Genomic DNA, 23040 nt, shown 5'->3' on the forward strand with positions numbered 1-23040 from the left:
TTTGCGGCTCAACGCCCTTCATCTTAGAGCGCGCAGGGCGAGCTTGCTGGCAAACGCATGGCGCCCACGTTCAGACCGAGAAATCCGCAGCGTAATCCGCTTCTGTTCTGGCTTGCAGGCGGCCGGACCGGCAGGCTTTGGAAAACGCGTCGTAGTCGATATCAACCTGATCGGCATAGGCCATGGCATATCTGGCCAGTGCGGTGGCCATGCTGTCGCTCTTGCCGATATAGCCGCTGACCTCGGCCGCCATGCCACCGGCCCGGGCATGCGCCCGTGCCAGCACCCAGCCACACGCACGGGCATACCCTTTGAGGCGTTCCGTATCGTACAGATCGACCTGGGCGGAGACTTTCATGTCACGCAACTGGCGGAAATAAAAATGCCGCCCTGAAGGGCCGGTGGACCAGCCCAGGAAAATATCGCTGGAGGCCTGCATCATGCGCTGGCCATCCACCACGCGCCGGCCCTGGTGCTGCAGCGGCGATTTGCTTTTTACATAAGGCGCCAGCACCGAATCACGCGCTTCCTTGATCTGCATGAACAGCGGCTTGCCCTGGTCATCCATCAACAAAGCCACGAGGCAACGCGTGCCCACACTCCCGACGCCGACCACCTTGAATGCCATGTCATGCAATGAGAACCGTTCCAGCAACTGGCGGTGGCTGGGGGCGATGGTGCCCACATATTCTTTGTACAACTTCTTCATCAGCGCTTCCGGGCCGCCAAGTTGCACCCAGTCGTCCACCTCGTCAAACAAGGTGGTGTTGCTGTGAATGTGGAACACGGCTGGCGGCGCATCACGGATTTTCCATTGCCCGTTATCCAGCACGCCCAGCTTGGGCAAAAGTTCTTCGCTGCTGCGCCGGTCGGCCTTGGCAATCCCTTCCTTGACGATCTTGCGGCCTTCGGCAGAACGGGATTGCTCCAGCAAGCGCTCGAAGGTGATCTGTTCGTACCAGACTTCCAGTTCACCCATTTGCGCGTATTCGGCCATGTATTGCTGGTAGGTGCGCGCGGCGGTGTAGGCCATTTCTTCTGCCGCCGGGTCACCATGCCCCAGGTGCCGCCCGGCTACGCCAAAACTGGCGCACAAGCGCTTGAGATCCCACTCCCACGGGCCGGGATGGGTTTCATCAAAGTCATTCACATCAAAAATCAGATTGCGTTCCGGCGTGGCAAACCCGCCAAAATTGGAGAGATGACTGTCACCGCAAATCTGGAAATAAATGCCGGAATCGGGCGTGCCGGACAAATCATGCGCCTGCAAGATGGCACTGCCGCGAAAAAACGCAAAGGGCGAAGCCAGCATGCGGGCGTAGCGCAGCGGCACCAGCCGCGACACGCGGCCTTCGCTATTGGATTGCAGCAACAGGATCGGGTCCCGATCGCACTTGCCGGGATGCTCATGCGCGCCGCGTTTGACGGCCTTGCGTGCCTGCAGACCGCGGTCAATCCGTTCTTCCAGGGTGGCTTGCTGTTTTTGCATTTGTGGCTCCTGCTGTGTTCTGGTGAGTTCATTCACGACAGATAGTCACAGGATAGCCCGCCCTGCGGCGATTGCCTGCAAGGCGCGACGTCACTCAGCCAGCAACGGGATCAATCAGGAAACAGCATGGAGGCAGTCAGGCGCACACCCCAGCCAGGCGCGCTGTCAGGGCGGCTGATCCAGTATTTGCCTTCCACGCCGAGCATGGCTTTCTCGCTGCCGACCGAGAACATGCGCGATAAACCCGCGCTGACCGGCACGGTCCAGACCTTGCCCAGCCAGTCGTACGTGGTTTCAGAGCCGACGGACCAGACATAGCCCGAACTTTGGCTGAACGAGACAAAGGGCTGCACGGCCGAGGTACTGGCGTTGCCATGCAGCGCCGGTACGGTATACGACCAGATGTGATTGGCTTCGACGCCCCAGCTCCAGTGGTCGCTCTGCATCATCAGCACGCCAGACGGGCCGGCGCCCCAGCGCGGCAAGCCATTGGGGGAATTGAGCGTGCTTTCGCCCAGATACGCCGTGCCGCCACCCAGGACCCAGTCACCATCATTGACTTTGCTGGGCAACAGCAACAGGTTCTGTACGTCCTGGCCACTACCGTAGGGGTTGGAACCGGGCAAGAGATCAGAATGCGCACCGCTCAACAGCGGTTGCGACACCACCGACCACTGATTGCTGACAGCATAAGCAGACGGGCCAAAGCTGGCCCCTTTGGCATCCCAGGCGTTACCGGCGGTATTCAGGCCCAGCCGCGCCGGCACCAGCACGTTGTCGGTCGTGTCTGGCTGCACCGGGACAAAGTCCTCATCGGCCCATGCCGCGCCGGCAAGGCAGGCGGCCAGCGCGCATCCCGCTCCAAGCTTGATCCAGCCCGTGTGCATACCCATCTCCCGGCCCGTTGCGCCACGTTGGCGGCGGTACCGTTTTTTTTTCGATCTTGTATTTGTGCATGCAGGGTGGCGTGTGCAACATGCCCCCGGCGCATTGGTCATTGCTCACCCATAACGTTAGACGGTTGTAAGTCTTTGTGTTAGGCAGACTGTTGGAGAAACAACGCCGCCGGTCAGCCAGAGCGCGCTGTGCCGGGGTCAGCAGCGCCACCGTATGGCGCGCTGCGTCAATAACGACGCGGATCGCAGATATGACAAAGCCCGGCGAGCCGGGCTTTGCAGGCACTGACAGGAAAACGGATCAGGCGATAACCGGCGTACGCGGGTTGCGCTGATGCAACACCACCGTCAGCACCACGCCAGCCGCTGCGGCCAGCGCGGCAATGCAGAAGATCGCCGGGTAGCCATAACCACTGATCACCAGCCCCGCCACCGGGCCGATCAACCCGAGCGCGACATCCAGGAACACCGAATACGCACCCAGCGCCGCGCCACGGCTGGCGGCCGGCACCAGCGCAACGGCCTCTACCCCCAGCGCCGGGAACACCAGCGAAAAGCCGATCCCGGTCAGCGCCGCACCCAGCAGCGCCATGGTCGGCGTCAGCGCGTTCCACAACAGCGTCAGGCCGATGCACTCCACCACAAACGACACGATGGCGACCTTGAAACCGCCGTAACTGTTGATACTGCGGGCGAAGATCAGCCGCGTGCCGACAAAGCAGATGCCGAACATCGACAAGGTAAACGCCGCGTTGGGCCAGTGCCGGCTGGCGTAGAACAGCGTGACGAAGGTAGCAATGGTGCCAAAGCCGGCCGAGCCCAGCGCCAGGCCGGTGCCATAGGCAAACACCTTGCCCAGCACACTGCGGAACGGCAACCGCTCGCCATGCACAATCGGGGAGGCCTTGCGCGGCAACGCCAGCACCACACCCACAACGCCCAGCAGCATCACCACGATACCGATCGACGCAAAGCCCAGATGCTGCGTCAGCAACACCCCCACCGGTGCGCCCACAGCCAGCGCGCCATACGTGGCCACGCCGTTCCAGGAAATCACCTTGGCAGTATGTTGCGCGCCCACCGTACCGATACCCCAGGTAATCGCCCCGGTACCGCAACAGCTCTCGGCACAACCCAGCACCAGCCGGCCCAGCAGCAGCAAGGTCAGGCTCAGCCAGGGGATATGGGTGGTAAACGCCGCGGCCAGCATGAATACGCCGCTGACACCGGCAGCAGCCAGGCCATACAGGACGGTGCGCTTGGCGCCAATGGTGTCAGACATGCGACCGGCATGCGGGCGACTGGCCAGCGTTGCCAGGTATTGCGCGCTGATGGCCAGACCTGCCAGCACCGAGCCATAGCCCAGATCGTTATGCACGTAAGAGGGCAACACCGCCAGCGGAATCCCGATGGTCAGGTACGCCAGAAATGTAAACAGGACGATACTGACCACGCGCAGCGTGACGTTTTCGTCCTGGGGATTATTCGTAACAGGGGGAATGCTGGATTCTGAAGACATGAGTTGCGGCCGGTCTGGTCAAACATGGTTATTGCAAAGGCACAAAACTGGACCGGTCGGTTTGATGCGGAGCAGCAAAATGTGCACAAACTGAATGATAGGCCCAAACCTGACGGCGCTGTATCATTCATGCCCGAAAATGACCGTTTTCTTATTTACAAACTGTACAAACGTAAATACCTATGCTCTATCTGCTTGTCATCAACGTGGTCTGGGCGCTGTCTTTCAACCTGATCGGCATTTTTCTGGCCGGCCATGTAGATAGCGACTTCGCCGTACTCACCCGCGTCGCCATCGCCGGCCTCGTGTTCTTGCCCTTCACTGCCTGGGCCGCCATTCCTGCCATGCGCAAGCTGGGTACCATGGCTGCCGGCGCCTTGCAGTTTGGTGTGACTTATCTGCTGCTGTATCGCTCGTTTCACTTTGTCAGCGTGGCCGAAGTCCTGCTGTTCACCATCTTCACGCCGATCTACATCACCTTGCTCGATGACCTGTACCAGCGCCGCTTCAACCGCCGTGCGTTCGGTGCCACCTTGCTGGCGGTGCTGGGCTCGTTGATCATCCGTTACGATCATATCGACGCCAACGCGCTGACCGGCTTTTTGCTGCTGCAACTGGCCAACCTGACCTTTGCTGCCGGCCAGGTCGGTTACCGGCAACTGGTGCGGCGCTACCCGGTGAACCTGCCGGAGTACCGTTCCTTCGGTTACTTCTTTGCCGGCGCGCTGATCGTCGCCCTGCCCTCGTTCCTGATCTTTGGCAACCCGGCCAGACTGCCGACGCTGCCAGAGCAGTTTGCCGTGCTCGCCTTCCTGGGCCTGGCGTCATCCGCGCTGGGTTTTTACTGGTGGAACAAAGGCGCCTGCATGGTCGATGCCGGCACGCTGGGCGCCATGAACAACATGCATATCCCGATCGGGCTGCTGATCAACCTGGTGTTCTTTAACCAGCATGCCGACGTGCCGCGGCTGGTGGCTGGGGGCGTGGTGATGCTGGGTGCGGTGTGGTATTCCCGCGCCGGGCGTGATCGCCAAGCTCGCTGACCCGATAACAAAAAGCCCCGGAAACCGGGGCTTTTTGTTGGGACCAACCCGCAATCACCTGGCCGATGCGGTCTGGTTTTGCGTCATTTGCGAGGCCTGCCAGCCGCCGCCCAGTGCCTTGACCAGCAACACGTTGGCGGTAAAGCGCCGTTGTTGCAGGTCCAGCGCGCTGCGTTCTGCGCTCAGCAAAGAGGCCTGGGTGGTCGCGACGTTCACGTAAGTCGCGGTCCCGGCTTTGTACTGGTTCAGCGCCAGGTTGGCGGAATCCTGGGCGGCTTTCACGGCCAGGTCCTGGGTTTGCGCTTCGTCTTGCAGGATGCGCAGGGTAGCCAGGTTGTCTTCCACTTCCTGCAGGCCGCCCAGTACGGTCTGGCGGTATTCGGCAACGGTAGCGTCGTACTGGGCTTCCGCTTCTTGCTGGCCCGCTTTCAACAGGCCGCCTTCGAACAGCGGTTGCGTCAGGCCGGCACCCAAAGACCAGATGCGGTTGGGCAGATCAAACAGGCTGCCCCACTCATTGCCCTGATAACCGCCGGAGCCGGACAAGGTCAGCGCCGGGTACATGGCTGCGGTGGCAACGCCGACATTGGCGTTGGCTTGCGCCACGGCGCGTTCAGCAGCGGCGATGTCGGGGCGGCGTTGCAGCAGGTCAGACGGTACGCCAGCCGGCACATCCGGCAGCGTGGCAGTCAGGGCCGGCTGGGCTTCCAGGCTGAAATTGGCCGGGGCCTTGCCCATCAGGATGGCGATGGCGTGCTCAAGCTGCGCGCGTGATACGCCCAGATCGGTCAGCGATGCCTGTGCGGTCAGCAACTGGGTCTGCGCCTGGGCCACATCGGCCCGGGTCACGATACCGGCCTTGTACTGGTTCTGCGTGAGCGTCAGCGACTTCTGGTAGGCATCCACGGTCTGGGTCAGCAGCACTTTCTGGGCGTCGATCACGCGCAGCTGGAAGTAATCCTGGGCCAGTGTGGCCTGGGCCGACAACAGCGCAGCAGCAAGGTTGGCGGCAGACGCCTGGGTGCTGGCGTCCTGGGCTTCCACCTGGCGGCGCACCTTGCCCCAGATATCCGGTTCCCAGCTGGCGTTGAGCACGGCACCGTAGTTATTCTTCACAGCGCTGCGTTGTACGGTGGTCTGCGAGCCACCGGTACCGCTCACGGTACTGGTGTTGCTCTGGCTGCGCGAGGCAGACAGATCCAGCCCCAGCGTCGGCCAGTAGGCAGCGCGGGCGACATCGCCTGCGGCCTGGGCCTGGCGATACTGCGCTTCAAATTGCTTGACGGTCTGGTTGGTGACCTTGATCTGGTCCATCAGGCCATTGAGCGTGCTGTCACCGTAGATTTCCCACCAGTTGCCACGCGGCGCCAGGTCTTGCGGGTTGGCCTGTTTGAAGCCGGCCGCTTCCTTGAACGCCGTGCCGGTATCGATCTGCGGCGCGCCTTTGTAATCAGGCCCCACCGCGCAACCGGAAAGCGCAGCCACCATGGCGAAGGTCATCAGGGTCAATGTCAGATTGCGTTTCATTTAGCGGGCTCCTGCGCCACTTTGCGCGTCAAACGTCGTTTGTGCTTCGGCCCGGCCCAGACGGCGCAGACACCAGAAACGGAAACGATCCAGATACAGATACATGACAGGGGTGGTGTACAGCGTCAGCACCTGGCTGACCACAAGACCACCAACGATTGAAATGCCTAACGGCTGACGCAGTTCAGCGCCATCTCCCTGCCCCAGTGCCAGCGGAATGGCCCCGAGGATGGCCGCCATGGTGGTCATCATGATCGGGCGGAACCGCAGCAGGCAGGCGTGATAGATGGCATCACGCGATTTCATGCCTTGCTTGCGCTCCGCTTCCAGCGCGAAGTCGATCATCATGATGGCGTTCTTCTTGACGATCCCGATCAAAAGCAACACGCCAATCAAGGCCACGATGGTGAATTGCGTTTTGAACAGCATCAGCGCCAGCAACGCCCCGACCCCGGCCGATGGCAGCGTGGACAGAATGGTGATCGGGTGCACGTAGCTCTCGTACAAGATGCCCAGCACGATATACACGGCCACAATGGCTGCCAGGATCAACAAGGGTTGCGAGTTCTGCGATTGCTGGAACGCCGCCGCACTGCCGGCAAAGCTGCCGTGAATGGACGTCGGCACGCTCAGGCGGTTCATGGCGTCTTCAATGGCGACCTGCGCTTCAGACAAGGACGTACCCGGGTCCAGGTTGAACGAGATCGTCGCCGCCACAAACTCGCCCTGGTGGTTCACCGCCAGCGGCGTAAACGTCGGGCCGTAAGAGGCAATGGTCGACAACGGCACCTGCGCGCCGGCAGCGGTAATGATGTAGATATTCTTCAGCGCTTCCGGGCTTTGCCAGTACTGCGGCGCCACTTCCATAACCACGTGATACTGGTTCAGCGGCTGGTAAATGGTGGAGACCTGGCGCTGGCCAAAGGCGTCGTTGAGCACCTGATCGACCTGCGTCACGGTCAGCCCCAGCCGCGCCATGGCGTCACGGTTCAGCGTCAGCGTGGTCTGCAAACCTTTGTCCTGCTGGTCGGTGTTCACATCTTTCAGGATGTCCACATTGGCCAGCGCGGCCTGGATTTTCGGCTGCCATTCACGCAAGACCGCCAGATCATCCGCTTGCAGTGTGTACTGGTACTGCGCGTTGGAACTGCGGCCCCCCACGCGGATATCCTGGACGGATTGCAAGAACAACTGCGCGCCGGGCTCGTTGGCCAGCTTGCCACGCAAGCGGGCGATCACGGCATCGGCAGAGATCTTGCGTTCGCTCAAAGGCTTGAGTGACACAAACATGAAACCGCTGTTGCGCTGACCGCCGCCGGTATACGCCGTCACCACATCCACGGCCGGATCGCTCTTCACGATCTGCACAAAGTCAGACACTTTCTGGCGCATGGCCTGGAAAGAAATGCTCTGGTCCGCCTGCACGTTGCCGATAATCCGGCCGGTGTCTTGCTGCGGGAAGAAGCCCTTGGGGATGACGATATACAAATAGACGTTCAGGAACACCGTGATCAGCAGGATCAGCATGGTCAGCGGGCCGTGACGCAGCACCCAGGCCAGCGAACGGCTGTAGCCCTTTTGCATGCCGTTGAACACGGCTTCACTCCAGCGATACAGCCGGCCATGCGTCTTGCGTTCCGGGCGCAACAAGCGCGAGCACATCATCGGCGTAGTGGTCAGCGAGACAATCAGCGACACCAGAATGGCCACCGACAGCGTCACCGCAAACTCGCGGAACAAGCGGCCGATAATCCCGCCCATCATCAGAATGGGAATAAACACCGCCACCAGCGAAATACTCATGCTGATGACCGTAAAGCCCACTTCACTGGCCCCGGCCATGGCGGCCTGGAAGGGTTTCATGCCTTCCTCGATATGCCGCGAGACGTTCTCCAGCACCACAATCGCGTCATCGACCACAAAGCCTGTGGCAATGGTGAGCGCCATCAACGAGAGGTTGTTCAGGCTGAATCCGCACAGGTACATGGCGGCAAACGTGGCGATCAGCGACACCGGCACAGCCACCGCCGGGATCAGCGTGGCGCGGCAGTTACGCAGGAACAGGAACACCACCAGAATCACCAGGAACACCGAGATCACCAGCGTGCGCTCGACTTCACTGAGCGACGCGCGGATGGTCGGCGTGCGGTCCAGCGCGACATCTACCTGGATGGCGGCCGGAATCTGCGCTTCAAGACGCGGCAGTTCCTTGTAGACCCGGTCGACGGTCTCGATGATGTTGGCGCCCGGTTGCCGCCGCAAAATCAGCAGCACAGAAGGTTTGCCGTTGGCCGAGCCCGCGTTGCGCACATCCTGCACCGAGTCTTTGACCTCGGCCACGTCCGACAATCTCACCGCATTGCCGTTTTTGTAGCTGATGATCAGCGGCAGATATTCCTTGGCCGTTTTGGCCTGATCGCTGGCATAAATCTGCCAGTGCCGGTCACCGTCTTCAGCAAACCCTTTGGGCCGGTTGGCATTGGCCGCCGCCAGCGTGGTGCGCACGGTTTCCAGCGAAATACCGTACTGGTTCAGTTGCGTCGGGTTGAGTTCCACGCGCACAGCGGGCAAAGAACTACCGCCCACATCCACCTGCCCCACCCCGTCGATCTGCGACAGTTTCTGCGCCAGGATGGTCGAGGCCGCGTCATACATCTGGCCCTGACTCATGGTTTTTGAGGTCAGCGCCAGAATCATGATCGGCGCATCAGCCGGGTTCACCTTGCGATAAGTAGGATTACTGGGCATGCCGGTGGGCAGCAGGCTGCGTGCGGCATTGATGGCGGCTTGAACGTCGCGCGCGGCGCCGTTGATATCGCGATCCAGATCAAACTGCAGCGTAATGCGGCTGGAGCCCAGCGAGCTGGACGACGTCATTTCCGTCACGCCGGCAATGCGCCCGAGCGCACGCTCCAGCGGCGTGGCCACCGTGGCGGCCATGGTATCGGGCGAGGCGCCGGGCAAGCTGGCTGAAACCGAGATCGTCGGGTAATCCACCTGCGGCAGCGGCGATACCGGCAACAGCATGAACGAGACGATCCCCGCCAGCGCAATGCCAAAAGTCAGCAATGTGGTGGCGACAGGCCGCTTGATGAAAGTGGCAGAAAAGCTCATCAGCGCACGTCCGTCGAAGGCGTACTGACCTGACCGTTGCGGCGAGCTTTCCAGTCACGGAAACGGCCGCTGACACGATCAAACCACAGGTAGATGACCGGCGTGGTAAACAGCGTCAGCAACTGGCTGACCAGCAAACCGCCAACCATGGTCACACCCAGCGGGTGACGCAATTCCGCGCCTACGCCAGTACCCAGCATCAGCGGCAGCGCGCCCAGCAAGGCCGCCATGGTGGTCATCAGGATCGGCCGAAAGCGCAGCAGACACGCCTGGTAAATGGCCTCGCGCGGCGGCTTGCCTTCGTCACGCTCTGCCTGCAAGGCAAAGTCGATCATCATGATGGCGTTTTTCTTGACGATACCGATCAGCAACACAATGCCGATGATGGCAATCACCGATAGATCCGTACGCGCCAGCAGCAGCGCCAGCAGCGCGCCAATACCAGCCGAAGGCAGTGTCGAGAGGATGGTGATCGGGTGGATGTAGCTCTCATAGAGCACGCCCAGCACGATATACATGGTCACAATGGCGGCCAGAATCAGCCACAACTCGTTGGACAGCGCCGCCCGGAAGGCCAGCGCCGCACCCTGATAGCTGGTGGCGATCGAGATCGGCATGCCGATTTCTTTCTCGGCCTGATCAATCATCTGCACCGCTTCGCCCAGCGAGGCGCCCGAGGCCAGGTTGAACGACACCGTGGCCGACGGGAACTGCGCCAGGTGGTTGATCACCAGCGGCGTGTTCTGTTCCACCACGCGCGCCACGGCCGACAGCGGCACCTGCACGTTGTTGGTACCGGCCACATGCAGATCATTCAGCGATTGCGGGCCGACCGCCTGATCGGGCGAGGCTTCCAGAATTACGCGGTACTGGTTGGCCTGGGTGTAGATGGTGGAGACCATGCGCTGGCCATAAGCGCTGTACAAGGCGTTATCGATGGCCGCCGGCGTAATGCCCAGGCGCCCGGCCGCATCGCGGTCGATATCGACATACGCTTGCAGACCTTTGTCCTGCATGTCGCTGGCGACATCGGCCAGTTGCGGCAAGGCCGAGAGCTTGTCGACCAGTTTGGGAACCCAGGTAGACAGCTCGTTGATATCGGCTGTTTGCAGAGTGAACTGGTATTGCGTGCGCGCCACGCGGTCTTCAATGGTCAGGTCTTGCACCGGCTGCATGAACAGCGAAATACCCTGCACTTTGGCCACTTCCGGTTGCAGACGGCGAATGATCTCGCTGGCCGAGGACGAACGCTGATCATGCGCCTTGAGATTGATCAGCATGCGGCCGCTGTTCAGCGTGGCGTTGGTGCCATCCACGCCGATGAACGAGGTCAGCGATTCGACATCCGGGTCTTTGAGGATCACATCGGCCAGTTGTTGCTGGCGGGCCGACATGGCTTCAAACGACACCGATTGCGACGCATCGGAAATCCCCTGGATAACGCCCGTATCCTGCACCGGGAAAAACCCCTTGGGCACGAACACGTACAACAGACCGGTAAGCACCACGGTGCCGACCGCGACAGCCAGCGTCAGGCGCTGGCGATCAAGCACCCAGGTCAGCCACTTGCCGTACTGGGCGATGACGCGATCAAAAAACGCGCCCACCCCGTGATAGAACCTGCCCTGTTTTTCTTCCGGTACGTGCTTGAGCAACCGCGCGCACATCATCGGCGTGAGCGTCAGCGAGACTACCGCAGAGATCAGGATCGAGACCGCCAGCGTGATGGCGAATTCCCGGAACAACCGGCCCACCACATCGCCCATGAACAGCAGCGGAATCAGCACGGCGATCAGCGAGAACGTCAGCGAAATGATGGTGAAGCCAATCTGTTCCGCGCCCTTGAGCGCGGCGGTCATGGGTTCTTCGCCTTCTTCGATATAGCGCGCGATGTTCTCGATCATGACAATGGCGTCATCGACCACAAAACCGGTGGCAATGGTCAGCGCCATCAAGGTCAGGTTGTTGATGGAGAACCCGCACATGTACATCACGCCAAACGTACCCACCAGCGACAACGGCACGGCCACGCTGGGGATGACGGTGGCCGAGACATTGCGCAAGAACACGAAGATGACCAGCACCACCAGCACAATCGCCAGCAAGAGCTCGTACACCGTGTCAGTCACCGACGCGCGGATGGTGGTCGTGCGGTCCGTCAGCACTTGTACATCTACCGCGCCGGGCAGCGTGGCTTGCAGGGTCGGCAACAGTTTCTTGATGTTGTTGACCACCTGGATGACGTTGGCCCCTGGCTGACGCTGGATGTTCAGCAAAATGGCCGGTTTATCGTTGGCCCAGGCCGCCAGACGCGAGTTCTCTGCGCCATCAACAATAGTGGCCACATCAGACAAACGGATCGCCGCGCCATTCTTGTACGCCAGCACCAGGCTGTTGTACTCGGCTGCGCTCTTGAGCTGGTCATTGGCGTCGATGGTCGAGGCCCGCATCGGGCCATCAAAACTGCCCTTGGCCTGATTGGTATTGGCGTTGCCGATGGCGGTGCGTACGTCTTCGATATTAAGCCCGTACGACGCCAGTTGCTTGGGATTGGCCTGAATGCGCACGGCCGGGCGCTGGCCGCCCGACAAGCTGACCAGACCGACCCCCGGCACTTGCGAAATCTTCTGCGCCAGCCGGGTATCCACCAGGTCTTCAACCTTGGGCAAGGTCATGGTGCCGCTGGTAATGGCCAGCGTCATGATCGGCGTATCGGCCGGGTTCACCTTGCTGTAGATCGGCGGCATGGGCAGATCGGTCGGCAGCAGGTTGCTGGCGGCATTGATGGCGGCCTGGACTTCCTGCTCGGCCACATCCAGCCCCAGCGAGAGGTCAAACTGCAGCGTAATGACCGAGGCCCCGCCCGAGTTCACCGACGACATCTGCGACAGGCCCGGCATCTGGCCGAACTGGCGCTCCAGCGGCGCGGTAATGGATGACGTGGTGACATCCGGGCTGGCGCCCGGATACAGCGTGACCACCTGAATGGTCGGGTAGTCGACTTCCGGCAAGGCGGAAATCGGCAAAAAGCGCATGGCCACAAGGCCGGCCAGCAAGATGGCAACCATCAGCAAAGAGGTGGCCACCGGGCGCAAGATAAACAAACGTGACGGATTCATACGGGATTCTCAGACAGACCCACGGGCAGCATGGCAAGCACAGCGAAGCCCGGATCACACTGTGAATACAGGGTTCCGGGCATGTTCGTTACTCCTGGCTTTGCCTGTGCCGCCAGGCACCGCTGGCACCACTGGCGTGTTTGCCATGCGGCCGGCTGCCATTGCGGGCGCCCGGCTTCATGCCGGCTACACCGCTGGCGTTGGGCGAGATCACCTCAACCGGCGAGCCATCCTTGAGCTTGTCGCCGCCATCAATCACCACCACTTCACCCGGTTTCACGCCGGATTCCACGCCCACGTTTTCGCCATCCACCGGCCCCAGCTTGATCGGGCGCGCTTCCACCGACTGGTCCTGCCCCACCACAAACACAAACGTGCCGCTGGTGCCGCGCTGAACCGCCGCGCTGGGAATGAGGGTCGCGTCGTGCCGGGTTTCGACCAGCAGGCGCGCATTCACAAACTGGTTGGGGAACAGCGAACCATCTTCATTCGCGAAGCTGGCCTTGAGCTTGAGCGTGCCGGTGGTGGTGTCGATCTGGTTATCGACCGTCAGCAACTTACCGCTGGCCAGCTTGATCTGCTGACCACGATCAAAGGCATCCACCGGCAAGGTGTTGCCCTTGTTCAATTGCGCCAGCACGCCTGACAAGGTGGTTTCCGGAATCGTGAACAGCACGGAAATCGGTGTGACCTGGTTGATGATCACAAGGCCATTGGTATCGGTGGCGTGAATCATGTTGCCCGGATCAACCTGGCGCAGACCCACCCGGCCCGGTGCCGGTGCGGTCACGCGGGTATAGGACAACTGCAGTCTGGCGCTATCCACGGCGGCCTGATCTGCCTTGACGGTGCCCTGATATTGCTTCACCAGCGCGGTCTGCTGGTCAACCTGCTGCTTGCTGATCGACTCTTGCGTCAGCAGCGTCTGATAGCGGGTCAGATCTTGCTGGGCACCCAGCAACTGGGCTTGATCGCGCACCAGCTGGCCTTCTGCCTGGGCGACGGCAACGGCGAACGGCGCGGGGTCGATCTGGGCCAGTACCTGCCCTTCTTTCACGATCTGGCCTTCGGTGAAAAACACCTTCTGCAGCAAACCATCCACGCGGCTGTGCACCGTGACATTGTTGGCCGGTGTCACCGTGCCAAGGCCAGTCAGATACACATTCAGATCACCAGAGATCACCTTGCGGGCCTGAACCGGCATGGGTGCGCCACCCGGGCCGCCCATGCCACCGCCACGGCGGCCACCACCGGCCTGTGCGGCTGCACCTGGTTTGGCGTGGGTAATGAAGTAACCCCCGACGCCAATCACGACCACTGCGGCCAGCAACCAGGGCCAGACAGCGCGGCGGCGCGGGGTGGGATCAGAAGAGGAGGAAGCGGGTTGGTGCGGGTCTGCAGACATGGGAAATCCAGTTTTTATCCGGTATGGCTGATCGGTCAGGTCTTGTCGTGCCGCCGCCTGGGGCTGGAACACAGGCAACTGGCGGAAGAATTTGCGCGGGCCGCTGTTTCAACGTCAGCATCTGTGCACGATCCCGTCACACCCCTCCTGCGCCAACGCAACAAACAGCCACGGCGGCAAGTCTGCCGGAATTTGACTTAAGCCAGGGTTAGCCAAAAGTAAAAAATGTGTAAAGGCACTGGCGAGCCGGCGTTCTCATTGTAGAAGCGGGCTGGCGGCGTGTTGTTGCGCTGCACCAGAGGTGCGCCGCAGGAAAACCGACAACTGTACATACGCACGGTTACAGGCGCTGGTCATCGCGCGGGTGGCCAGGCACGTTGAATACACGTAAACCAGGCCCATCTGCCGGCCTTGCAAGGATACCCGTCCATGCCGTTGACCCGCCCGCTACCCTTGCTGGCACTGACCATTGCGCTGATCAGCAGCCCGGCGCTGGCAGCCGATGCCGGCGCGACCCTGTCGCAGCCTGATCTGGACTGGCTGCAACGCGTCACCTGGGGCGTGGATGCCGCCACCGTTGCCCGGTTCCATCAACTGGGCCGTAGCGGTTTTCTGGATGAACAACTCCACCCGCAAGGCGATGAGCGCCTGCCCGCCGCAGTCAAACAACAGATTGCCGCACTGGATATCACCCGCCAGACTCCGCTGAACTACGAAGCACAGTATCGCGCGCTGAACGAGCAGCAAAAAAACGCGGCGACTGACGAAGACAAGCAAGCCTTGCAAAAAGCCCGCAACGATCTGGGCAACAACACCATCAACCAGGCCATGCAGCGCCATCTGCTGCGCGCGCTGTATTCGCCCGACCAGTTGCAAGAGCGCATGACGTGGTTCTGGCTGAACCATTTCAGTGTGTTTGCCGGCAAAAACAACCTGCGCACGCTGATACCGGATTACGAAGAATCCGCCATCCGCCCGCATGCGCTGGGGCATTTTCGCGACCTGTTGACCGCCACCATGCAAAGCCCGGCCATGCTGGTGTATCTGGATAACGCCCAGAACGCCGCCGGCCGCATCAACGAAAACTACGCGCGCGAGATCATGGAGCTGCACACCATGGGCGTGGGCAGCGGCTACAGCCAGCAAGACGTGCAGGAACTGGCGCGCATCCTGACCGGCCTTGGCGTGGACTACAACACCGACAACCCGCGCCTGAAGCCGGAATTGATGCCACTGCTGGTGCGCGACGGCGCGTTTGAGTTCAACCCGCAGCGGCATGATTTCGGCAACAAGACTTTTCTGGGCCAGAGCATTGCCGGCAAAGGCTTTGCCGAGATCAACCAGGTGGCCGCCATTCTGGCCAGCCAGCCGGCCACCGCCCGTTTTGTCAGCCGGCGCATGGCCACTTACTTCATGGCGCAAACCCCGCCAGAACGCGTGGTTGATGACATGGCCCGCACCTGGCAACACAGCGATGGCGATCTATCCGCCGTGCTCAAGGCGCTGCTGACCAGCAAGGATTTCACTGCCTCTTTGGGCAAGCAGTTCAAAGACCCCATGGCCTATACGCTCAGCGCCTTGCGGCTGGCCTATGACGGCCGCCAGATCATCAACCTGCGCCCGGAAATCAACTGGCTGTATGGCCTGGGCGAGCCCTTGTATGGCCGCCTTACGCCTGATGGCTATCCGCTCACGGCCGAGGCATGGTCCAGCTCTGGCCAGATGGTCAAACGCTTTGAAATTGCCCGCGCCATCGGCTCTGGCAACGCCGGTTTGTTTGACTTGCCTGACGGCACCAAGGGCAGCGGGTTTCCCATGCTGACCAACCGGTTGTACTACCAGGTCTTCGACCCCTATGTCAGCGGCAATACGCGCAACGCGCTGACCCAGGCCAACTCGCAGCAAGAATGGAACATGCTGCTGCTCTCGTCCCCGGAGTTCATGTATGACTGACCGGCATGATGATGTCCAGGCAGACCGCCGCCGCTTGCTGCAATGGCTGGGCGCAGGTGCGGCCGCCAGTACGCTGACGTGGTCGGGCAAGCTCTTTGCCGCGGCCAGCAATACCGACACGCGCTTTTTGCTGGTGTTTCTGCGCGGCGGTTATGACGCCAACAGCCTGCTGGTGCCGGTCAACAGCGCGGATTACTACAGCGTGCGCCCCAATATCGCCATCAGCAAAACCGACGCCCTGGCACTAAGCAACGACTGGGGCCTGCACCCGGCGCTGAAAGATTCGCTCTACCCATTGTGGCAACGCTCGGAAATCGCCTTTGTGCCTTTTGCCGGCACCGACGACCTGACCCGCAGTCATTTTGAAACCCAGGACAGCATTGAACTGGGCCAACCCACCAGCGGCCACCGCAATTACCAGAGCGGCTTCATGAACCGTCTGGCCCAGCAAATCCAGGGCGTACCGGCGATCTCTTTCACCGGCACCCTGCCCGTGTGCTGCACCGGCCCGGTGAACATTCCCAACGTGGCCTTGCAAGACGCCAACCGCGCGCCGTTTGACGAGCGCCAGAGCAAACTGCTGGCTGCCATGTATGACAACCACCCGCTGGGCGCGCAAGTCAAAGAAGGGCTGAACCTGCGCCAGGGCGTAGCCAGAATGCTGCAGGATGAAATGACCGCCGCCAATCGTGGCGCAGTCTCTACCCGCGGCTTTGAAGACCAGGCCCGCCGCATGGGCCGGCTGATGCGCGAGCAATACCGCCTGGGGTTTGTGGATGTAGGCGGCTGGGATACCCACGTTAACCAGGGCAACGCCAACGGCGCGCTGGCCAACAACCTCAATAGTCTGGGCAAGGGTCTTGCGGCATTTGCGCAGGAATCTGGCGAGGCCTGGAACAAGACGGTGGTGGTCGTGGTGTCTGAATTTGGCCGCACCTTCCGCGAAAACGGCAACAAAGGCACCGATCACGGTCATGGCAGCGTGTACTGGGTGCTGGGCGGCGGCATTCACGGCGGGCAGATTGCCGGCGAACAGCAAGAGGTCTCGATCCCCAAACTGTTTCAGAACCGCGACTGGCCGGTGCTGAACGACTACCGTGCCATGCTGGGCGGGATGTTTACCCATATGTACGGGTTTAACAGCCAGCAGCTGGAGGCGGTTTTCCCGGGGGTGAAGCCGGTTGATTTGAAGCTGGTTTGATTTTCGGGTGCGGGGGCCGGCTGGCTTCCGGCCCCGGCCGCAATGACGAACCAGCAGCACCAGCGCCCCGATCCACCCTGCCCACGCCTTGGCCGCCAGGCTAAAATAAGCTATCGCCTCCAATCTGCCGCCAGCGCAAAGCAACCATGAACAGCCCCCGCAAAGCCCCCACCTTTGAAACCATCAGCATCAACGGCCCGGCCGGCAAACTCGAATGCCTCAAGCTTGAATCCGCCCTGCCCGAGACCCGTGGTATTGCGCTGGTTGCCCACCCCAATCCGCTCGAAGGCGGCACCTTTACCAACAAGATTGTCACCACGCTGGCCAAAACTCTCTCTCGCCTGGGTTACGTGGCGTACTGCCCTAACCTGCGCGGCGTCGGCAACTCGGAAGGCGAACATGCTTACGGCAAGGAAGAGCCCGACGACATGGCCGCCGTGCTGGCCCAGGCCCGTGCAGAAAACCCCGGCGTGAGCGGCCTTGTGCTGTCAGGGTTTTCGTTCGGCACGTATGTGCAATCGCAATTTCGCCAGCGCCTCTCTGATGATGAAGTTGAAGGCATGATCCTGATCGGCCCTTCGGTTACCCGCCAGGCGTTCCCCAATGTGCCGGCCGATACCATCATCATTCATGGTGAACAGGACGAAGTGGTCGACCTGCACCGCGTTTTCGACTGGGCGCGGCCACAGCAACTGCCGGTCATTGTTGTGCCCGGCGTGGGGCATTTTTTCCATGGCCGGCTGACGCAACTGGCAGATCTGGTTGATCGCGAATGGCGCATCCGGCTGCTGTAATGCCCACACCCGCATGAACCTTGTCGCCGCCCATTTTCCGCAATCCTGGCTGATTGCCGCCTGGGTGCTTGCCGGCGCGCTGCTGATCCGTTCAGCAGTGCGCGTGCCGTGGTTCAAGCTGCCGCAAGCCGATATGACCTGCTGGTTTGGCGGCGTGGTAGCCGTGCTGATCGCATGGCAAATGAAAGCCAGCCTGCAACCGGGGCTGGCTTTTCATTTGATCGGTGCGGCAGCGCTCACGCTCATTGCCGGGCCGGATCGCGCGCGGCTGGGGCTGGCCGTGGCCCTGGCGGCAGATATCTACGACGGTCACGGCAACTGGGCCAGCATGGGTTTGTCCTGGCTGATCGTCGCCGCCGTCCCCACCACGCTCACCTGGCAATTGCTGCGCTTTGCGCAAAAGAAAATGCCGCTGAACTACTTCACCTATATTTTCGTGAACAGTTTTGCGGCCGGGGTGTTGTCGATGTGGATGGCAGGCTTGCTGACCTGCGGCTTGTTGTCGCTGGCCGGGGCGTATGACTTTGGCTTTCTGGTGGATGAACAACTGCCGTATTACTTCTTGATGGGCTGGCCCGAAGGCTTTACCACCGGCATCGTCATGACCTTGCTGGTGGTGTATTTCCCGCAATGGGTGGCGACGTTTGATGACGCGCTGTACCTGCAGGACAAGTAGTGAGGTGTGAGGTGTGAGGTGTGAGGTGTGAGGTGTGAGGTGTGAGGTGTGAGGTGTGCCGAGTGTACGGCGGGGTTTGCCGGGTGCAACTGCTGTTTCACGCGCCGCCACTTTCCTGCACCGCAGGCGCTGTCCACCAAGCCGCGAATCAGGAACGCCGGTTACCCCTCACGCATCAACTTCTGCCATCCTTCCAGCCCGATCCGCCGCATGGTCTCCATATTGCGCTCAAAGATCACCGACGCATCCGGAAACGCGGCCACAGCGCGTTCAATGCTGGCCTCGCGGATCAGATGCAGAATCGGATATGGCGCGCGGTTGGTGTAGTTCTCAATGTCATCTGCACCGGTGCCGGCAAACTGGTATTGCGGGTGAAAACTGGCCAGTTGGTACTTGCCTCTGAAACCCATCATGTCGACCAGCGCGTCGGCCTGGTGAATGAAATCGTTAAAGTCCAGAAAGTCGGCAAATAGCTGCGGGAAGATCAAGAGCGTGGTATCGACCACGGCTGGGTCAGCGTCGTTCAGTTCCAGCAGCGCCAGTTCCAGATCCCCTTCCGCCGCGTCAGCATCCGTCGCTGCACTGATGACGTAGCGGATCTGCTGTTTGACATGCACGGCCTTGGCAAACGGGCACAGGTTCAGGCCGATGATGGCGCGTTCCAGCCAGCGGCGGGTGTCATCAAGAATGCGTTGAGAGTCGATCATGGCGGGGCGGCTTGAGGTTGCAGCCCGCCATTTTACCGCTTACCGAGCGCGCTCAGGCCTTTTTGGCCGAGACCCACATGGTAACCGTGGCCAGCAACACAATCTGGTCATTGGTATCGAGCACTTCTACCTGCACGGGCAAGTTGATGCCGGTGCCCCAATCGGCCGGCGCTTCGACCGTGGCAATGGCGCGCAGGCTGGTTTCGGCCTTTTTGACGTACTCCACCGTCATGCCTTTGGGAATCCAGCGGTGGCTGGCGGGAATAGTCACATCCGTCATGGTGCCAGCGGCCAGTTCCGCCATATTGCACATGGCAATGGCGTGCACGGTGCCAATATGGTTCTGCACTTTGCGCCGTTTCTTGATGGAGACCTGGGCGCGGCCCGCTTGCAGCACATCAAAGCGCGGGCTGATCGAGGCAAAGTACGGCGCCTTCAGGCAAACCAGCCGCGAAAACAGCCACTTGCCAGCCGGCAGGCCGGAGAATTTTTGCCACATGTTCAGAAGTGCATTGGGGCGAGCCATGGTCGTGCCTTGTTGTGATTTATGAGCGCAGCATTTCACACATCAGCCCGCATCACCAATTGGGGTGCGGCCTTAGCGCGGCGTTTGAAATTGGCCCCGATGCGTTTGCAGCATCGGCCGGTTTTGGCACACTGGCGTTTTGACCCGCCGCCGCCCCGCCATGGAACCGCTTGATCACCTTGCCCGCCTTATCCAGAACGCCAGTCACATTGCCGTGTTGTCCGGAGCCGGGATGAGCACCGAATCGGGCATTCCGGATTTTCGCTCCGCCAATGGCCTGTTCACCCAGAACCGCAGCTTTGCCGAGGTGGTATCGATTGATTACTTCCTGGATTGCCCGGACGGTTTCTGGGATGCGTTCCGCGATATCTTCAAGCTCAAACTGGCTGGCCAGTACGAACCCAACGCCGGCCACCGTTTTCTGGCCTGGCTAGAGCAACAAGGCAAACGCGTCAGCGTGCTCACCCAGAATATCGATGGCCTGCATCACAAGGCCGGCAGCACCGAAGTGCTGGAAATGCACGGCAGCCTGATGGGCGCCAGTTGCCTCTCTTGCGGTACGCAGCATGATCTGGCCTGGGTGCAGCAACATGCCGTGCCGCATTGCCGCCGTTGCAACGAAGTGATCAAGCCGGACGTGGTGCTGTATGGCGAAGCCGTGCCGCTGATCGAGCGCGCGTTTGATCTGGCGGTGAATGCCGATCTGGTGCTGGTCATGGGTTCATCGCTGGAAGTCGGCCCGGTGAACATGATTCCGGTAGAGGCGGCGCGCTATAACGTGCCGTGCGCGCTGATCAACCTGTCTGATACCCGGCTGGACCGCTTCTTTGAAGTGATTATCCGCGCGCCAATCGGGGAGACTTGCCTGGCACTGCAGACGCAACTGGGCGCGGAGTGAGGTGTGAGGTGTGAGGTGTGAGGTGTGAGGTGTGAGGTGTGAGGTGTGAGGTGTGCAGAGTGTACGGCGGGGTTTGCCGGGTGCAACTGCTGTTTCAGGCGCCCCACCACTTCGTCATTCCGCCGCGGGTACGATATCGGCCAGCAAATGCACCGCCACCCCCGGCAAACTTTGGCGCAGCGCTTGTTGCACGCGCAGTACGTGCGATAGCCCGATGACCACCACCAGCCGCCCTGGCGTTGCCGCAACCGCCGCCACTTGCTCGACGATGGCCTGATTGATACGCAGGGCGCGCTGCCGGTAAAAGTCTGCCAGCGGTGCAAACGGGCCGCTGCACCAGTCGTAAAAGGTGATCCATTGCCCGGCCAGTTGCAGCGCTTGCGGGCTGTTCATGGCAAAGAGGTCATGGTCTTGCAGGAACGGCGCCAGTTCCTGGTTGTAGCGCGCATAAAAGGCTTGCCCTGCGGGCGGCAGATCAGCGCTACCAAGCTGTGCGGACAGGTTTTGTTGCTCGGCAAGGCGTGCCGCAACGGCGGTTTCATCCCCTTCACCCAGCCAGTCAAACCCGTGCGCAATGGCTGCGTAGCCTTGCGCCAGCAGGCACATCTCCGGCGCGTAACGGCCCGGGCTGGCCGTGGGCCGGGCCAGATCGGCCGGGCGGATTTCCAGCAGCAAGCGCGCAGGTTGCAACTGCACCAGCACGCCCTTGAGTTGCCGCACCATCAAGTTGTGCGTATCGGCCAGATGGTTGGTGCCAATCAGAAAAACCTGCATGCTGCGCCCCGGAACCGGATCAATCCTCCAGTCTGGCAGAAAGCGCGGCGGGCGCTCTGTGCAGCAATACCGTCAGGCGGCGGCGCGCAGCACGTCCAGCAAGGGGCCTTCTGCCAGCAAGGGCGCCAGCGGTACGTCGAACGGGCCGGCCAGGGGCAGCCAGCGGTATTCTTCGATTTCTGCGGCCAGTTGCAGCGGGCCGGTGATTTCGCCCACAAAGACATCGGCCCGTACGCGCCGGCCGGCTTCATTGGCGGCCACGCCTTCAAACTGGCCAATGGCGCGCAGGCTGGCGGTCTGCACCGTGCATTGCAGTTCTTCGAAAATCTCGCGCGTCAGGCAAGCGATAGCGGTCTCGCCGGCTTCGGGCTTGCCGCCTGGCAGCATGAAGCGCTGCGTACCGCGCTTGCGTACGCACAACACCAGGCCAGCGCGGATCACGGCCAGCGTGGCGACATGAATCACATCAGACATACAGAACGATCACGCAAGGATAAACGGCCCGGCAGCATAACGCGCGGGCGGGCGATCAGTCATCCGCATCTACTGTGCCTTGCCCCGGCACGCCGGACAAACCACGCAGGAACGCCTTGCGCACGTCGCTTAAATGGCGGCGCATGGCGGTGCGGGCAGCGGTGCTGTCGCGCTGGATGATGGCATCCAGAATGCGGCGGTGATCCTGGCTGGTGTCTTCAAACAGCCGTTGCGTGACAAAGTGATCTTCAAAGCGCGCAAACACCGGGCTGGCGCGCTGATCCCATAACTGGGCGATCAGATGCACCAACGCCTGGTTGCCGCTCATCTCGGCAATCTTCATGTGAAACCGACGATCGGCGGGCTGGATGTGGTGCAAACGCCGGTGTTCGTCGGCAATGTCGCCCAGCATGGCTTCCAGGATATCGATATCCGGTTGCGTCGCACGCCGGGCGGCAAGCGCGGCGGTTTCGCATTCGACCAGAATGCGTGCTTCCAGCAACTCCAGCGGGCCGACATCAGGCCAGCCGTTTTGCTGCGACGCGTCAGCCATTGGCGTGGTGGCAGTGGCAGCCGGTTTGTCCAGCACCGTGACGCCGTTGCCCACCTTGACCGAGACCCGCCCTTCTACTTCCAGCGCGATCAGCGCCTCCCGCACCGAAGCACGGCTCACGCCCAGTTGTTCTGCCAGTTCACGCTCTGCCGGCAACAAACTGCCAGGCGGAAACTGCCCGCTGTCGATATGCCGCAGGATCAATTCCGCAATCTGCCGATACAGCCGTCTGGATTCAATCTGCGGCAGCCGGTTCGTCATAGTCCACCCCTGTGTCTGGCTTTTTTTGCCATTAAATCATTGCGATGCAGCACGGTGCAGTCATGAAATTTTCACTACAAAGCGCTTGACATGCAGTGCGTCTGATACCAG

Annotated in this window: 18 protein-coding genes; 6 read left to right on the forward strand and 12 right to left on the reverse strand. The window is 61.2% G+C overall.

The window, feature by feature from the left end:
• Nucleotides 1–70 precede the first annotated feature (70 nt).
• The 3 genes from IEX57_RS06675 to IEX57_RS06685 form a co-directional block, all read right to left on the reverse strand.
• Nucleotides 71–1489, reverse strand: coding sequence for a DUF2252 domain-containing protein (locus IEX57_RS06675; protein ID WP_188703519.1), 1419 nt, complete (start codon nucleotides 1487–1489; stop codon nucleotides 71–73).
• A gap of 110 nt (nucleotides 1490–1599) precedes the next feature.
• A complete protein-coding gene (locus IEX57_RS06680) occupies nucleotides 1600–2382 on the reverse strand; it encodes a hypothetical protein (RefSeq protein ID WP_188703520.1) in 783 nt (260 codons plus the stop codon).
• Between the two features lie 304 nt (nucleotides 2383–2686).
• Nucleotides 2687–3904: an MFS transporter gene (locus tag IEX57_RS06685; RefSeq protein ID WP_188703521.1), complete on the reverse strand. Its 1218-nt coding sequence runs from the start codon at nucleotides 3902–3904 to the stop codon at nucleotides 2687–2689.
• A gap of 182 nt (nucleotides 3905–4086) precedes the next feature.
• Here IEX57_RS06685 and IEX57_RS06690 point away from each other — a divergent pair, with 182 nt between their 5' ends.
• A complete protein-coding gene (locus IEX57_RS06690) occupies nucleotides 4087–4947 on the forward strand; it encodes a DMT family transporter (protein ID WP_188703522.1) in 861 nt (286 codons plus the stop codon).
• A gap of 54 nt (nucleotides 4948–5001) precedes the next feature.
• On the opposite strand, the gene IEX57_RS06695 is transcribed toward IEX57_RS06690, so the two are convergent.
• The 4 genes from IEX57_RS06695 to IEX57_RS06710 form a co-directional block, all read right to left on the reverse strand.
• Nucleotides 5002–6474: an efflux transporter outer membrane subunit gene (locus IEX57_RS06695; protein ID WP_188703523.1), complete on the reverse strand. Its 1473-nt coding sequence runs from the start codon at nucleotides 6472–6474 to the stop codon at nucleotides 5002–5004.
• Nucleotides 6475–9588: a multidrug efflux RND transporter permease subunit gene (locus IEX57_RS06700; protein WP_188703524.1), complete on the reverse strand. Its 3114-nt coding sequence runs from the start codon at nucleotides 9586–9588 to the stop codon at nucleotides 6475–6477.
• Entirely contained in the window at nucleotides 9588–12707 is a 3120-nt protein-coding gene (locus IEX57_RS06705; RefSeq protein WP_188703525.1) for an MdtB/MuxB family multidrug efflux RND transporter permease subunit, read from the reverse strand. Before IEX57_RS06705 ends, IEX57_RS06700 begins: the two co-directional genes overlap by 1 nt.
• Before the next feature lie 88 nt (nucleotides 12708–12795).
• Entirely contained in the window at nucleotides 12796–14112 is a 1317-nt protein-coding gene (locus tag IEX57_RS06710; protein ID WP_188703526.1) for an MdtA/MuxA family multidrug efflux RND transporter periplasmic adaptor subunit, read from the reverse strand.
• A gap of 429 nt (nucleotides 14113–14541) precedes the next feature.
• Between IEX57_RS06710 and IEX57_RS06715 the strand changes: the two genes are divergently transcribed.
• From IEX57_RS06715 to IEX57_RS06730, 4 genes are all read left to right on the forward strand, one after another.
• Nucleotides 14542–16065 (forward strand): DUF1800 domain-containing protein, encoded by a 1524-nt coding sequence (locus IEX57_RS06715; protein ID WP_229708875.1) that lies wholly within the window; start codon nucleotides 14542–14544, stop codon nucleotides 16063–16065.
• Entirely contained in the window at nucleotides 16058–17266 is a 1209-nt protein-coding gene (locus IEX57_RS06720) for a DUF1501 domain-containing protein (protein ID WP_188703528.1), read from the forward strand. The genes IEX57_RS06715 and IEX57_RS06720 overlap by 8 nt, the downstream gene beginning before the upstream one ends.
• 146 nt (nucleotides 17267–17412) lie before the next feature.
• Nucleotides 17413–18060, forward strand: coding sequence for an alpha/beta hydrolase (locus IEX57_RS06725; protein ID WP_188703529.1), 648 nt, complete (start codon nucleotides 17413–17415; stop codon nucleotides 18058–18060).
• A 13-nt stretch (nucleotides 18061–18073) separates the two neighbouring features.
• A complete protein-coding gene (locus tag IEX57_RS06730) occupies nucleotides 18074–18736 on the forward strand; it encodes an energy-coupling factor ABC transporter permease (RefSeq protein WP_188703530.1) in 663 nt (220 codons plus the stop codon).
• Nucleotides 18737–18897: 161 nt separating this feature from the next.
• On the opposite strand, the gene IEX57_RS06735 is transcribed toward IEX57_RS06730, so the two are convergent.
• Together IEX57_RS06735 and IEX57_RS06740 are read right to left on the reverse strand one after the other, a co-directional pair.
• On the reverse strand, nucleotides 18898–19443 hold the full coding sequence (locus IEX57_RS06735; protein WP_188703531.1) for a DUF1415 domain-containing protein: 546 nt from the start codon (nucleotides 19441–19443) through the stop codon (nucleotides 18898–18900).
• Between the two features lie 52 nt (nucleotides 19444–19495).
• On the reverse strand, nucleotides 19496–19969 hold the full coding sequence (locus tag IEX57_RS06740) for a hotdog fold domain-containing protein (protein WP_188703532.1): 474 nt from the start codon (nucleotides 19967–19969) through the stop codon (nucleotides 19496–19498).
• A gap of 160 nt (nucleotides 19970–20129) precedes the next feature.
• Here IEX57_RS06740 and IEX57_RS06745 point away from each other — a divergent pair, with 160 nt between their 5' ends.
• Entirely contained in the window at nucleotides 20130–20867 is a 738-nt protein-coding gene (locus tag IEX57_RS06745; RefSeq protein ID WP_188703533.1) for an NAD-dependent protein deacylase, read from the forward strand.
• A 114-nt stretch (nucleotides 20868–20981) separates the two neighbouring features.
• Here the strand turns inward: IEX57_RS06745 and IEX57_RS06750 are convergent, their stop codons facing one another.
• The 3 genes from IEX57_RS06750 to IEX57_RS06760 all read right to left on the reverse strand — a co-directional run bounded on the left by IEX57_RS06750 (nucleotide 20982) and on the right by IEX57_RS06760 (nucleotide 22929).
• A complete protein-coding gene (locus tag IEX57_RS06750) occupies nucleotides 20982–21641 on the reverse strand; it encodes a hypothetical protein (RefSeq protein ID WP_188703534.1) in 660 nt (219 codons plus the stop codon).
• A 72-nt stretch (nucleotides 21642–21713) separates the two neighbouring features.
• Complete coding sequence (locus IEX57_RS06755; RefSeq protein WP_188703535.1) at nucleotides 21714–22115, reverse strand: NUDIX hydrolase; 402 nt, start codon at nucleotides 22113–22115, stop codon at nucleotides 21714–21716.
• Between the two features lie 55 nt (nucleotides 22116–22170).
• Nucleotides 22171–22929, reverse strand: coding sequence for a FadR/GntR family transcriptional regulator (locus IEX57_RS06760; protein WP_188703536.1), 759 nt, complete (start codon nucleotides 22927–22929; stop codon nucleotides 22171–22173).
• Nucleotides 22930–23040 lie beyond the last annotated feature (111 nt).

The organism is Silvimonas iriomotensis (assembly GCF_014645535.1).
GTDB lineage: Bacteria > Pseudomonadota > Gammaproteobacteria > Burkholderiales > Chitinibacteraceae > Silvimonas > Silvimonas iriomotensis.

Coding starts and splice junctions, on each gene's coding strand:
- IEX57_RS06675 (WP_188703519.1), bottom strand. CDS start 1,489: ATGCAAAAACAGCAAGCCACCCTGGAAGAACGGATTGACCGCGGTCTG.
- IEX57_RS06680 (WP_188703520.1), bottom strand. CDS start 2,382: ATGGGTATGCACACGGGCTGGATCAAGCTTGGAGCGGGATGCGCGCTG.
- IEX57_RS06685 (WP_188703521.1), bottom strand. CDS start 3,904: ATGTCTTCAGAATCCAGCATTCCCCCTGTTACGAATAATCCCCAGGAC.
- IEX57_RS06690 (WP_188703522.1), top strand. CDS start 4,087: ATGCTCTATCTGCTTGTCATCAACGTGGTCTGGGCGCTGTCTTTCAAC.
- IEX57_RS06695 (WP_188703523.1), bottom strand. CDS start 6,474: ATGAAACGCAATCTGACATTGACCCTGATGACCTTCGCCATGGTGGCT.
- IEX57_RS06700 (WP_188703524.1), bottom strand. CDS start 9,588: ATGAGCTTTTCTGCCACTTTCATCAAGCGGCCTGTCGCCACCACATTG.
- IEX57_RS06705 (WP_188703525.1), bottom strand. CDS start 12,707: ATGAATCCGTCACGTTTGTTTATCTTGCGCCCGGTGGCCACCTCTTTG.
- IEX57_RS06710 (WP_188703526.1), bottom strand. CDS start 14,112: ATGTCTGCAGACCCGCACCAACCCGCTTCCTCCTCTTCTGATCCCACC.
- IEX57_RS06715 (WP_229708875.1), top strand. CDS start 14,542: ATGCCGTTGACCCGCCCGCTACCCTTGCTGGCACTGACCATTGCGCTG.
- IEX57_RS06720 (WP_188703528.1), top strand. CDS start 16,058: ATGACTGACCGGCATGATGATGTCCAGGCAGACCGCCGCCGCTTGCTG.
- IEX57_RS06725 (WP_188703529.1), top strand. CDS start 17,413: ATGAACAGCCCCCGCAAAGCCCCCACCTTTGAAACCATCAGCATCAAC.
- IEX57_RS06730 (WP_188703530.1), top strand. CDS start 18,074: ATGAACCTTGTCGCCGCCCATTTTCCGCAATCCTGGCTGATTGCCGCC.
- IEX57_RS06735 (WP_188703531.1), bottom strand. CDS start 19,443: ATGATCGACTCTCAACGCATTCTTGATGACACCCGCCGCTGGCTGGAA.
- IEX57_RS06740 (WP_188703532.1), bottom strand. CDS start 19,969: ATGGCTCGCCCCAATGCACTTCTGAACATGTGGCAAAAATTCTCCGGC.
- IEX57_RS06745 (WP_188703533.1), top strand. CDS start 20,130: ATGGAACCGCTTGATCACCTTGCCCGCCTTATCCAGAACGCCAGTCAC.
- IEX57_RS06750 (WP_188703534.1), bottom strand. CDS start 21,641: ATGCAGGTTTTTCTGATTGGCACCAACCATCTGGCCGATACGCACAAC.
- IEX57_RS06755 (WP_188703535.1), bottom strand. CDS start 22,115: ATGTCTGATGTGATTCATGTCGCCACGCTGGCCGTGATCCGCGCTGGC.
- IEX57_RS06760 (WP_188703536.1), bottom strand. CDS start 22,929: ATGACGAACCGGCTGCCGCAGATTGAATCCAGACGGCTGTATCGGCAG.